The sequence below is a fragment of the Hymenobacter gummosus genome (assembly GCF_003970915.1).
Classification (GTDB): domain Bacteria; phylum Bacteroidota; class Bacteroidia; order Cytophagales; family Hymenobacteraceae; genus Solirubrum; species Solirubrum gummosum.
In genome coordinates this window covers 34650-47145 of sequence record NZ_RXOF01000016.1, presented here as the reverse complement: position 1 = coordinate 47145, position 12496 = coordinate 34650, and the positions used below count along the sequence as shown (strand labels likewise).

The window sequence follows — 12496 nt, the reverse complement described above, 5'->3', positions numbered from 1 at the left end:
GACGGTAGCTACTCGCTGGCAGCTGAACTGTTTATTCCCCAACACTCTGACGCTCAACAGGCAGCAAGTTGACAGAACCTTCCCTGTCATCGGCCCGGTAGCTTGCTTCGGCCCAGTACAGCCGGCAACAACTGGCGGCTGTGCTTTCTTGCGCCAACGCAAACCTGCTATTCATGCAAACGCTCCCGGAACTAGCCCAGCGACAACAAGACCTGTATTCTGACTTCTGGCAGTGGTTTGGGGCCAACCACCAGCGCTTCTTTGACGCCGTCAAGCGTCACGACAACCTGGATGAGGAGTTTTTCGACGAGCTTAGCCCCCAGCTCGACGAGGTCAACCCCGACTACTACTTCCTGGTGGGTATGGACGACGATACGGCCGAGCTGGTCATCACCGTCGACGGGGCCGTGCAGAATATCGTCTTTGCCGAAGAGCTGGTGGCGGCGGCCCCCTCGCTGCCGGGCTGGCGGTTTGTGGCGCTCAAGCCGGCCGTCGGCGACAGTATCAGCCTGACGATGGACGGGCGCGCCTACAACGCGGACAACCTGAGCTTCTACGCCACCACCAGCTCCGCCTACCCCGACGAAATCGACCTGACGTTTGTGTACGCCGACTGGCAGCCGGCCGACGAAGACGCCATTCGCACCGGGGTATTGATTTTCCTCGACAATTACCTGGGTGAGTTGAGCCTGGCTACCCAGATTGATGAAACGGCGGTGGTGGGGCCCGCGGCGGCCACCGGGGAGCTGATTCCGCTCAGCAAGCTCCAGGACTACCTTCACTGGCGTCAGCAGGAGTTCGTGGAGAAATACGAGGGCCTGCGCCGCGACACCGACGAGGACACGTACGCCGGCTTCGAGGCCGAACTGGAAAACGGCAACCCGCTGCTGGCCGTCTTCAATACCGACCTGCTGAACTGGGACAGCACGCCCTCCCACCCCTGGATAGCGCGCCTCGACTTCGTGTACGGCGACGAAACCACTGCCAAGGGCATGCCCGACGAGGCCGCGTATGCGCTGCTGAACGAGCTGGAAGACCTCATCGTGCAGGAGTTGCCCGACTTTGAGGGCTACCTGAACATCGGCCGCGAAACCGGCAACGGCGTGCGCCGGCTCTACCTAGCCTGCAAGGACTTCCGCAAGCCGTCCAAGGTCTTTTACTTTCTGCGGCAAGCTTATGCCGAGCAGTTCGACATCAGCTTCGACGTGTACAAGGACAAATACTGGCGCACGTTCGACCGATCCCGGCAGGTATAAGCAAGCCGCCGCATCGGTCGGCGCGTGCCCCGGCAGTACGGTACCCGGCTCTACGCCGCCGGCACCTCTTTTTTGCCCGGCCACACCTTTTTCACCAGTCCCACGATTTTCTCGACCACAAAGCCCACGGCCAGCCCGAACAGGGCGCAGGCTACCACTTTGGCCAGCCAGGCCAGGGCCGGCACCCCGGCCAGAGCGTGCTCCAGCTCGTGCAGCAGGTGGGCGGTGAACGGAATGCCGTGGGCAATAATTTCGGCCCCGACCCAGAGCATGGCGGCCGTGCCCACGTAGCTCAGAATGCTTAGAAAGCGCGGCATAAACTTGACGATGCCGCGGCCCAGCTTCTGGGTGGCTGGGCCGTTGCCTTCCCGGGCCAGGTGCACGCCGATGTCGTCCATCTTCACAATCAGCCCCACGAAGCCATACACCGCTACGGTGATGAACACGGCCACCGCCAGCATCACCGCAATCTGGTTGACGATGGGCTGGCCGGTAACCTGGCTGTAGGCAATGGCCATGATTTCGGCCGACAGGATGATGTCGGTGCGCACGGCCCCGGCCACCCGCTGCTGCTCCAGCTCCTCGGGCGTAATGGCCGTCAGCTCGTCGCCTTCGGCCTCCGCTTCGTGGTGCGGACTCAGCATGGAATGCACCTTCTCGTAGCCCTCGAAGCACAAATAGGCCCCGCCTACCATCAGGATGGGCGTAATGGCCCAGGGCGCGAAGTAGCCGAGCAGCAGCGCCGCCGGGCTCAGAATCAGCAGCTTGTTGATCAGCGACTTTTTGGCAATCCGGAAGATGATGGACAGCTCCCGGCTGGGGTCCAGCCCCACCACGTACTTGGGCGTCACGGCCGTGTCGTCGATGACGATGCCGGACACCTTGCCGGTGGTTTTGGCCACCTGCGCGGGCACGTCGTCGAGGCTGGCGGCGCTGACTTTCACCAGGGCCGAAATATCATCTAGGAGAGCAAAAAATCCGGAGGGCATAAGGAGTGGTGGCGCTAGGAAAAGTGGCAGAAAGGGTAAGTCAGAACGCACGCAACCAGCCGTTTGGCGGCCCGAAAGTGACACGCGAAGCCCGGCTTCGCCTGACAGTTCCCGCCGTAAAAATCGGTACTGCGCCCTGTCTGTACGGTTTTTTTTGCCGGCGGTCAGTGCTGCGGGCGTGCAGAAACGCCTGCTCATGTCGCATCATTAAAGGATGCCGCCCCGACAACGCGGACTGGAAGGCGCAACCGCAGGAAGGCAGCAGCCAGCTATCCGCCTCTACACCAACCCCATAGAACTTCCCCCAGGCCCCTACTCCTGCTGGCTCTGAATGGCCGTGATGACGACGGTATTAAAAACGTCGTCCACGGTGCAGCCGCGGCTCAAATCGTTCACCGGCTTGTTGAGCCCCTGCAGCACCGGACCGATGGCCAGGGCCCCGGTTTCGCGCTGCACGGCCTTGTAGGTGTTGTTGCCGGTGTTCAGGTCGGGGAAGATGAGCACGCTGGCCTGCCCCGCCACGGCCGAGCCGGGTAGCTTCTGCTGGCCCACCAGCGGGTCCACGGCGGCGTCGTACTGAATGGGGCCTTCCACCGGCAGCTCGGGGCGCAGCTGCCGCACCAGCTCGGTGGCCCGGCGCACCTTGTCCACTTCGGCTCCTTCACCCGAAGTTCCCGAGGAGTACGAAAGCATGGCTACGCGCGGGGCCACGCCGAAGCGCTGGGCGCTTTCGGCCGAGGAAATGGCAATTTCGGCCAGCTGCTCAGCCGTAGGGTTGGGGTTGACGGCGCAGTCGCCAAACACGGCCACGCGGTCGGGCAGGCACATGAAGAACACCGACGAGACGAGCGAGATGCCCGGCTTGGTCTTGATGAACTGCAGCGCCGGCCGAATGGTGTGCTGGGTGGTGTGCACCGCCCCCGACACCATGCCGTCGGCGTGGCCCTTGTACACCATCATCGAGCCGAAGTACGACACGTCGCGCATCAGGTCCCGGGCCATATCCTCGTTGACGCCCTTGCTCTTGCGCAGCTCGTAGAACGTCTGCACGTAGTCCGGGTAGTACTCCGAATTCACCGGGTCGATAACGCGCAGGTGGCCCACCGGCAGATTGATACCCAGGCGCTTGGCCGAGGCAGCTACTTCCGCGGGGTTGCCCAGGATGGTGAGGTCCACCACGTCCTGCTGCAGCAGCAGGGCGGCGGCGCGCAGAATCCGGTCGTCGTTGCCCTCGGGCAGCACGATGTGGCGGCGCTGCTGCTTGGCCCACTGCATGAGCCGGTACTGGAACATGTGCGGCGTAATGCCCTCCGACTGGTAAGCCGCCAGCTGCCGGTCCAGCGCCGGCACGTCCACGTAACGCTCGAAGGTGCGAATGGCCAGCTGCACCTTCTTGGGGTTGTCGGCCGACAGGCGCGACTTGACCGCCGCCAGCCGGGCGCTGGTTTCGAAGGTGCCGGTGTCGACGGCCAGGATGGGCATCACGCCCTGCAGGCCGCGCAGCAGGCGCAGAATGGGCTCCTCGGGCTGCCAGCCGGCCGTCAGCACCACGCCCGCCACCTTGGGGTAGCTGGCCGACATATTGGCCTGCACCGCGCAGATGACGATGTCGCCCCGGTCGCCGGGCGTGACGATGACCACGTTGGGCTTGAGGTAGTTAAGGAAGTTGGGCACCTGCATGGCCCCGGTCACGAAGTTGTCGACCTGGTTGCCCAGCAGCTCCTCGCCGAAGAGCAGCCGCCCGCCCAGGGCCGCGTGCAGCTCCTGCACGGTGGGGTTGAGCAGGGCCTTGTCCTCGGGAATCACCGACAGCCCCACCTCGGCCGGCAGCTGGACGCGCAGCAGCTCCTGCACGTCGGCCACCTGCTCGGGCTGCACCTTGTTGGCCACCACCGTCAGCACCGGCACCTCGCGGGCCTCGAAGCCGCGCAAGGCCGTGAGCGTGCTGCTGATGAGCTGGGCCGTGGTTTTGCCCTCCCCCGACACCACCAGCAGCACCGGCACGCCCAGGTTTTTGGCCATGGTCACGTTCAGGTCGAATTCGAAGGCGGTGCCCTGGCCCACGAAATCGGTGCCTTCCACCACCGTGAAGTCGTGCTGCTCCTCCAGCTGCTTGTAGCGGCGGATGATGGTATCGAGCAGCTCGCCCTGCCGCTCCGTCTCGATCAGGCGCAGCACCTCCTGCCCGGTGTAGGCGAAGGTGTCGGCGTAGGCGGTGGGCAGCTGGAAGTAGCGCAGCACCGTGTCGATGTGGGCGTCGGGCTGGCCGCTGGGCTGCTCGTTGATGACGGGCTTGAAATAGCCCACGCGCTGGGCCTTGCTGAGCAGCATGTTCACCAGGCCCAGGGTGACGAGGGACTTGCCGCTGTAGGGCTCGGCGGAGGCAATAAAGACGGTGTTGGTCATGCCGGAAGGTGGTTCGGATGGTCAGCAGCATAACCGCTGGCCGCGGGTTTCGGCCGTAACTACGCAAGATTTGGCTTGCTTGCTGCCCGCACCGGGCCGCGGGGCCATGTTTCGCCCCGCAAAAGTCCGTTATCCGCCGTCGTAGCCCCATGACAAACGTCACGTTGGTAGCCGAAGTCACTTTTCACCCCGACTCCTGGCTGCGCTTCCCGCTGAGCCAGCCGCTGCGCCTGTCGCTGTGGCCGGCCGCCAACCCGGTTTCGGCCCCCGCCGAGTTTCGCATCCTGGCCCCGCTGCGGGCCGGCGCGGCTTACACGCTGCGCATCGATACCCTGCTGCTGCCGGGTCTGGAAGCCCTGATGCAGCCCGGCGCGGCCATCCGGTTTGGCATGCCGCCCACCCGTATTGCCGGCGCAGGGCGGATTCTGCGCCTTGAGTTTTAGGAGTGATGCCCCAACTGGGCGCTACCATAAAACACCAAACGGCCCCGTCTGCGCAGACGGGGCCGTTTTCGTGCTGGTGACTTTTGGACTTGCCGGTATTATGGAGGCAAAGCTATTTTCGGTCAGTAGGTATTGCATCGGCGCTGCTACTAGGGGAAGGATTGCCGCGCTTCGCTCGCAATGACGGCCAGTGTGGCCGCCGGCCGGGCCTTACCGCGCCTGCCGCTGGCGCTCCACGATGGAGCGGCCCAGGGTAATTTCGTCGGCGTATTCCAGCTCGCCGCCCACCGGGATGCCGCGGGCAATGCTGCTGATGTGCACCTCGGGAAACTCGCGCAGGCGGCGGGTGAGGTAGAAGGCGGTGGTGTCGCCTTCCATGGTGGGGCTGATGGCCAGAATGACCTCCTTCACCTCCGAGTCTTCGGCCTGCACCCGGTTCAGCAGCGGCTCGATGTGCAGGTCGGCCGGACCAATGCCTTCGATGGGCGAAATGACGCCGCCGAGCACGTGGTAGACGCCCTGGTACTGCCCGGTGTTTTCGATGGCAATAACGTCGCGGATGTCGCAGACCACGCAGACGGTGCTATGGTCGCGCAGCTTGTTGGCGCAGATGGAGCACTGCTCCGTGTCGGAGATGTTGTGGCAGGTCTGGCAGTAACGGATGTCGAAGCGCATCTTGGCCAGGGCTTCGGCCAGGTTGCTGGTGGTATCGGTGTCGGCCTTGAGCAGGTGCAGGGCCAGGCGCAGGGCCGTTTTGCGGCCAATACCCGGCAGCTTCGCCAGCTCACCGACGGCGTTTTCAATGAGTTTGGAGGGGAATTCCATTTATCGATGAATTGCTAAATGGCTGGATGGTTAAATGGCTGGTCGTTCTGACGTTGAACGGCCAACCATTTAACCATCCAGCCATTCAACCATTTAAACAACGTCGGCCGAGATGCCACGGTCGTGAATGGCGGTGCACATGGGCTCCAGCTCCTCGTAAGAGCCGATTTTGACCGTGCACTGGCCTTTGTAGTGAATCAGCAGGGTGCACTGCTCGGCCTGCATGGCGTCGTGCTGGCACACGTCGATGAGCGTCTGAATGACGTGGTCGAAGGTGTTCACGTCGTCGTTGTAGACCACGAGGTCACGCAGGTCGGTGGTTTCCTCGAGCAACAGAACGTCCTCGTCGTGTGCAATCTGCGGGTTGGTGTTCATGGGGTAAAGGTACGGATTCGGGCGCTAGGTTAAGGGCTTCGCAAAGAGCACCCCATAACAGCCGCCGGCGCGGGATAGTTGCCCGGCGGGGCGGAATTTGTGGCGGGGTTTGTCTGTTGATTCCGCCGTAAATTTCCGACTCCATTCCGCCCTGTTTCCCCTCCCCCTCCCCCGTATGTTGCCTTCTATGACCCTGACTTACCGGCGCCTTGCCCTGCCCGCCCTGCTGCTGACCCTGACCGCCACGCCCGCCACCCTGCGCGCCCAGCAGCAACTGCTCACCGTGGAGGACGCCTTCCGTAACCCCGCGCTGCTGCCGGCCAACCTCAAGCAGCTCAGCTGGATTCCCGGCACGAAGGACGAGTTCAGCTACGCCCGCACCGAGAACGGGCAGGACGAGCTGGTGCGCGGCCGGGCCGCGGGCGGCCCGGTGCAGCAGGTGGTGACGATGGCGAATCTGTACAAAGCCCTGCAGGCCGCCGGCGCCCCCACCCTTAAGGCCACGGCCTTCCCCACGGTGCAGTGGACCGGCCCCGACGCCTTTTTGGTGAGTATGCCCAGCCGCGAAGTCTTCCGCTACTCGGTGGCCGACGGTAAGGCCAGCAAGCTGCTAGGCTTCCAGGCCGGCGCCGACAACGTGGACTTCGACCCCGCAAAAACCCGCGTGGCCTACACCAAGGAGCAGAACCTGTACGTGAGCCTGCCGGGCAAGGAAAACGTGGCCGTGACCAACGAGCCGAATGCGGCCATCGTGAACGGGCAGGCGGCGCACCGCTCGGAATTTGGCATTACGAAGGGCACGTTCTGGAGCCCCAAAGGCAACAAGCTGGCCTACTACCGCATGGACCAGACCATGGTGACGGACTACCCGCTGGTATCGGTGGCCCCGACGCCCGCGCAGGCCGAGCCCATCAAGTACCCCATGGCTGGCGACAAAAGCCACGAGGTGACGGTGGGCGTGTACGACGTGGCCTCGGGCAAGACGGTGTTCTTGCAGACCGGGGAGCCGAAAGAGCAGTACCTCACCAACATTACGTGGAGCCCGGACGAGCGGAGCATCTACGTGGCCGTGCTCAACCGCGACCAGAACCACATGTGGCTGCGCCAGTACGACGCCACGACGGGCGTGCTGGTCAAGACCCTGTTTGAGGAAACCGACCAGGAGTACGTAGAGCCGCTGAACCCGCTGAGCTTCGTGCCTGGCCACCCGGACCAGTTTATCTACCAGAGCAGCCGCGACGGGTACAACCACCTCTACCTCTACAACACTTCGGGCAAGCTGCTGCGCCAGCTCACCAGCGGCAATTGGCTGGTGACGGACCTGCTGGGTTTCGATGCCAAGGGCAAAACCGCCTACTACGCCAGCAACCAGGACGGCACCATTCAGCGCCACCTCTACGCGGTGAGCCTGGGCGGCGGCAAGCCCCAGAAGCTGTCGGCGCAGGCCGGCACGCACGCGGGCGTGCTCAGCCCCAGCGGGGAAGCTTTGCTCGATACCTACAGTAGCCAGACCACGCCGCGCACCATTTCGGTCGTCGGCACCAAGGATGGCAAGAGCCGGCAGCAGCTGCTGAATGCCCCGAACCCGCTGACGGCTTACCGCCTCGGGCAGACCAAGGTGCAGACCATCAAGGCCGCCGACGGGCAGACGGATCTGTACGCCCGCATCATCACGCCGCCCAACTTCGACCCCAATAAGAAATATCCGGCCGTGGTGTACGTGTACGGCGGGCCGCACGTGCAACTCGTCACCGACTCCTGGCTGGGCGGCGGCAACCTGTGGATGCAGATGATGGCCGAAAAGGGCTACGTAGTCTTCACCGTCGACTCGCGCGGCTCCGGCAACCGCGGGCTGCCCTTCGAGCAGGCCACCTTCCGGCAGCTCGGCACCCAAGAGCTGGCCGACCAGCTCAAAGGCGTGGATTACCTCAAGTCCCTGCCCTACGTGGACCCGAGCCGCATCGGCGTGCACGGCTGGAGCTTCGGCGGCTTCATGACGACGACCATGCTCACCCGCGCCCCCGAGGGCACTTTTAAAGTGGGCGTGGCTGGCGGGCCGGTTATCGACTGGCGCATGTACGAGGTGATGTACACGGAGCGCTACATGGATACCCCGCAGCAAAACCCCGAGGGCTACCAGAAAGCCAACCTGCTGGGCTACGTGCAGAACCTGAAAGCCCCGCTGCTGATGATTCACGGCACCGTCGACGACGTGGTAGTGTGGCAGCACAGCCTCGACTACCTCAAAACCGCCGTCGACCACGGCGTGCAGCTCGACTACTTCGTGTACCCCGGCCACCCGCACAACGTGGGCGGCAAGGACCGCGTGCACCTCTACACCAAGATTACCAACTACCTCGACCAGCAGCTGAAGCCCGAAGCCCCGGCGGCGGGTGCCAGCAGCGGGCAGTAAGTGGCATTAAAAAGAACGTCATCCTGAGCAGAGCGAAGGACCTTCCTCTTACCCTGCACCGACGGCAAAGTCCAGGCACCGACTAGCTTCCGTGCCGAGGGCAGCTCAGCCACACGAGCAAGTCGTTTGCGCATTGATTTGACCTTCGGTGCGAGGAAGGTCCTTCGCTAAGGCTCAGGATGACGTTCTTATTTATCCAATTCCTTCTACGCCCGTATTCTTTTCCTTCCTCACTCCTCATTCTTCCTTCAACTAAAGAATGCCCGCTCCCGCCTCCGATTTCAAGCGCGCCCTGCGCCAGCTCAGCCCCAAGGAACTGGAAGACCTGTTGCTCAAAGCCGTGCGCCGCGACGCGGAGCTGTACGATTTGGTGCGCTACGAAATCCTGCCCGAAGTGGACCTGCGCGTGGTGCAGGACGAGCACGCCGAGCGCATAACCGAGCTGCTGCAGAAGGCTAACGGCCGGGTGATGAACCGCGCCCTGGCCCGGGCCCTGGGTAAAGCCGCCAAGGAAGTGGCCCGCGCCAAGCGCATTACCAAGGACAAACGCCTGGAAGTGGAGCTGAACATGTTTACCCTGCGCCTGGTGCTCGACGAGTACCCCAGCTACTTTGACGGCTACTTCCACCTGTTCTACGTGGCCACCGTGCGCCTGCTGCTGCGCACGGCCAAGCTCATTCCCAAGCTGCACGAGGACCTCTGGCTGGAATACCAGGACGAGTTCAACGACATGCTCCAGACCCTGCGCGCCCACGACAAGCACCGGCAGCTGCGCTATCCGCTGCCCACGGCGCTGGAGCTGCCGCAGTAACGTTGCCGCCACTTTAGAGCTATTCTGCGGGCAGCCTACCAAGCTGGGGCCCCGCGCCGGGAATCGTTGAGCCGCCAGCCAGCGGAGCTGCCGACAACCTTGGGCGTCCCCCGGGAATTACTGTATTTGCCCGTATGATGTCACGCCTCTTCCCGCTGGCCCTGCTGACGACCCTGGCGGCCTGTTCCGCCGACCCCGCCCCGCCGGCGGTGCCCGAAACGCCCGCCGCCAAGGCCGTGCGCGAGTACCGCCTCGACTACTCCGCCCCCGAGCTGATTGACAGCGGCGGCACCTATTACTACCAGCGCGTGGGCCTGACCGACCGCAACGAGCCAGCGGCCCGCCGCCGCGGCTACGACAGCAGCATCGGCAGCTACGACGACAGCGGCAGCAATTACGAAACCACAAGCTTCAACGTCGCCTTTTTCGGGGCCGACGGGGCTGATGCCCACCTGCTGCTGCCCCACAGCCGCTGGCGCGTCTACGAGCTGGACGCGGCCCCTCTCCCGGCCGCCCGCGCCGCCTTCCTGTTCTACCGCCTCATCAAAGCCGACAGCAACCAGGACGGGCAGCAGAACGGTTACGACCCGCTGGTGCTCTTCGCCACCGACCGCCGGGGCCGGCAGTTGCAGCAGGTCACGCCCGACACGGTTTCGGTGCTCAGCTGGCAGGTGGCCGCCCCGCACCACCTGCTGGTGCACGAGCAGCACGACTCCGACCGCAACCGCCAGTTCGGCACCGGCGACGCCGGGCAGTGGCGCCGCTACGATTTGCGCAACCTGCGGGCCCCGGCCACGCCCCTGCTGCCCGACGAGCTGCGCGCCACCCTGCAGCAGCAGCTCGTCAGCCGCCGCCTGCAGCTGCCCGGCGAGGATTAGAGTCACGGTACTCCAACAACAAACGGCCCCTTCACCGCGCGGTGAAGGGGCCGTTTGCTGCTTTTGGTCCGGGTTACGGATGGGGAGAAACCTCGCGGTTATTGCTTGGCAATGACGTGGAAGCTCAGGGTGAAGTTGTCTTCGATGGCCTTGTCGGCGGCGGCGCCAAACAGGGTCGAGCCGTACTTCACGTCGTACTTGGTGCGGTCTACCGTGGCCACGCCCGAAGCGGAGGCTACGCCGTCTTTCACGCCTACTTTGGCGGGGAAGGTCACCGGGTTGGTTTTGCCCTTGATGGTCAGGTTGCCCGAAATCTGGGCGTTGTTGCCGCTGGCGTCAGCTTTGATGGGCTTCACCGAGGTGATGACGAAGTTGGCCGTGGGGTTGCTGGATACGCCGAAGAAGTCGTCGTTTTTCAAGTGGCCCACCAGCTTGCCGTTCCACTCAGCGTCCTTCAGGTCTTCTACCTTGATGGAGTTCATATCGAAGGCGAAGGTGCCGCCAACAATCTGGTTGCCTTTTACTTGCACGGAGCCATCCTTCACGGCCACGGTGCCGTTGTGCTGGCCGCCTACTTTCTTGCCCACCCAGCCGAGGGTGCTCAGCTGCGGCTGCACGGTGTAGGTCTGAGCGCCTTTGGTGGACTTGCTCACGGCGGCGGCGGCTACGGGGTTTTGTTTCTGAGCGTAAGCGGGGGCGGCAAACAGGGCGCCGGCTACGAGCAGGGGCAGGATGAATTTTTTCATGGGGTTGGAAACGGTGAGAGAGTTCTGAGGAGGGTTGACTGAAAACGGCAGCCGTCAGTCGCGGATTTTATCGAGCAGGTCGCTCAGCTGAGCGGCTTCTTCGGCGGAGAGGTTGTGCAGGCCCTGGCTTTGGCCGTCGGCCAGGCTTTCGGTCTGGCGCAGCAGCTCCAGGCCGGCCTCGGTGATGCGGATGTCCACGGCGCGGCGGTTGCTGGGGCAGATCTGCCGGGTTACCAGGTGCTTGGCCTCCAGCTTGTCGACGATGCGCGAGGCGTTGCTGGTTTTGTCCAGCATCCGCTCGATGAGCAGGTTGACGGTAGCCGGCTTGGGATGCTGCCCGCGCAGGATGCGCAGCACGTTGTACTGGGGCAACGTCAGGCCGTAGGGCTTGAAGGCGGCGGCCAGGCGCTGCTGCAGCCAGCCCGCCGTAAATACCACGTTCAGGTGGGCTTTCTGGTAGGCGTTCTTAAAGGCGCGCTGCTGAATTTCGTCTTCGAGCTTCATGGGGAGAACCGGATGGCGTTGCAAATATATGTACATACATTATATGTCGCAACATTGGTTCCCAACTTTTTTCAAAACCCCGGCGGTTTTACCCTAGCGGCCCCGGCTACGTATGCAAGAGCCTCTCAGCACAAACCACACCATCTGCTTTTCGCTATGAAGCCGTTTGCCCCCCTTTTGGTTTTCGCCGCTCTGCTGCTAACCAGTCCGGCCGCCCTCGCCCAGAAAACGCCCGCCCGCAGCGCCACCACCGCCGACGGCCGCCTGGACCTGCAGAACGGCGACCAGTTTGTGATGCAGAACGGGGCCGTGGTGCGCCGCCGCGACGGGCAGACTACTGGCCTGAGCCAGAACGTACGCTTGCCCGGCGGCACGAAAATAAACGTCAAAAGCGGTATCGTGGAGCTGACCACGGGCAAGATGATAACGCTCAAGGAGGGCGACTACGTGAAAGCCGACGGGGGCGTGATGTTTGCCACGCCGCAAAACGCGGCCGCCTCGCGCGGCGAAACGGCCCCGCCCGACGCTAAGTTCAACGAAGTGGTGGAAGTGCGCGCCGCCCCCAGTGGCGCCAACGTCGACAGCCGCCTCGGGGAGCTGAACCGCCGCGTGGAGCTGATGGCCCAGAAGATTCAGCTGCTGAACCAGAAAATCAGCCTGCTCAGCCAGAACAACCCCAAAGCCCCCGACACCAGCCAGCTCGACGGCCAGATCAAAGCCCTGGACGAGCAGTTGCGGGCGGTGAAATGAATAATGAGGTTATATAGAAGTCAGCTGGCGCCGGTTTAGCCGTCGCAGACGGCGTAACCGGTGCCTATCATAAAGCAGGTTTCCAACCTGCGTGGAACGT

At 63.6% G+C, this 12496-nt stretch carries 12 protein-coding genes; 6 read left to right on the top strand and 6 right to left on the bottom strand.

Going from position 1 to position 12496, the window contains the following annotated elements; translation table 11 throughout:
- The first annotated feature begins 173 nt into the window (after positions 1-173).
- Positions 174-1256 (top strand): DUF695 domain-containing protein, encoded by a 1083-nt coding sequence (locus tag EJV47_RS22200; RefSeq protein ID WP_126695406.1) that lies wholly within the window; start codon positions 174-176, stop codon positions 1254-1256.
- 50 nt (positions 1257-1306) lie between these two features.
- Here EJV47_RS22200 and EJV47_RS22195 read toward each other — a convergent pair whose 3' ends face one another.
- Entirely contained in the window at positions 1307-2245 is a 939-nt protein-coding gene (locus EJV47_RS22195) for a DUF808 domain-containing protein (protein WP_126695405.1), read from the bottom strand.
- 312 nt (positions 2246-2557) lie between these two features.
- Positions 2558-4651, bottom strand: a complete 2094-nt coding sequence (pta, locus tag EJV47_RS22190; RefSeq protein WP_126695404.1) for a phosphate acetyltransferase — start codon at positions 4649-4651, stop codon at positions 2558-2560.
- Between the two features lie 149 nt (positions 4652-4800).
- Between pta and EJV47_RS22185 the strand changes: the two genes are divergently transcribed.
- Entirely contained in the window at positions 4801-5094 is a 294-nt protein-coding gene (locus EJV47_RS22185) for a hypothetical protein (protein WP_126695403.1), read from the top strand.
- Between the two features lie 210 nt (positions 5095-5304).
- Here EJV47_RS22185 and recR read toward each other — a convergent pair whose 3' ends face one another.
- Both recR and EJV47_RS22175 read right to left on the bottom strand, forming a co-directional pair.
- A complete protein-coding gene (gene recR / locus EJV47_RS22180) occupies positions 5305-5919 on the bottom strand; it encodes a recombination mediator RecR (RefSeq protein ID WP_126695402.1) in 615 nt (204 codons plus the stop codon).
- A gap of 93 nt (positions 5920-6012) precedes the next feature.
- Positions 6013-6294 (bottom strand): ATP-dependent Clp protease adaptor ClpS, encoded by a 282-nt coding sequence (locus EJV47_RS22175; RefSeq protein ID WP_126695401.1) that lies wholly within the window; start codon positions 6292-6294, stop codon positions 6013-6015.
- A 175-nt stretch (positions 6295-6469) separates the two neighbouring features.
- Between EJV47_RS22175 and EJV47_RS22170 the strand changes: the two genes are divergently transcribed.
- The 3 genes from EJV47_RS22170 to EJV47_RS22160 all read left to right on the top strand — a co-directional run bounded on the left by EJV47_RS22170 (position 6470) and on the right by EJV47_RS22160 (position 10396).
- A complete protein-coding gene (locus EJV47_RS22170; RefSeq protein ID WP_207895966.1) occupies positions 6470-8707 on the top strand; it encodes a S9 family peptidase in 2238 nt (745 codons plus the stop codon).
- Positions 8708-8966: 259 nt separating this feature from the next.
- A complete protein-coding gene (locus tag EJV47_RS22165) occupies positions 8967-9518 on the top strand; it encodes a hypothetical protein (protein WP_126695400.1) in 552 nt (183 codons plus the stop codon).
- A gap of 134 nt (positions 9519-9652) precedes the next feature.
- Positions 9653-10396: a hypothetical protein gene (locus tag EJV47_RS22160; protein WP_126695399.1), complete on the top strand. Its 744-nt coding sequence runs from the start codon at positions 9653-9655 to the stop codon at positions 10394-10396.
- Between the two features lie 98 nt (positions 10397-10494).
- On the opposite strand, the gene EJV47_RS22155 is transcribed toward EJV47_RS22160, so the two are convergent.
- Positions 10495-11142, bottom strand: a complete 648-nt coding sequence (locus EJV47_RS22155; RefSeq protein ID WP_126695398.1) for a YceI family protein — start codon at positions 11140-11142, stop codon at positions 10495-10497.
- Positions 11143-11196: 54 nt separating this feature from the next.
- The gene (locus EJV47_RS22150) at positions 11197-11646 is read right to left on the bottom strand and encodes a MarR family winged helix-turn-helix transcriptional regulator (protein WP_126695397.1); all 450 of its coding nucleotides are present in this window, start codon (positions 11644-11646) and stop codon (positions 11197-11199) included.
- 156 nt (positions 11647-11802) lie between these two features.
- On the opposite strand from EJV47_RS22150, the gene EJV47_RS22145 reads away from it, so the two are divergent.
- Positions 11803-12396, top strand: a complete 594-nt coding sequence (locus tag EJV47_RS22145; RefSeq protein ID WP_126695396.1) for a DUF6799 domain-containing protein — start codon at positions 11803-11805, stop codon at positions 12394-12396.
- The last annotated feature ends 100 nt before the right edge of the window (positions 12397-12496 follow it).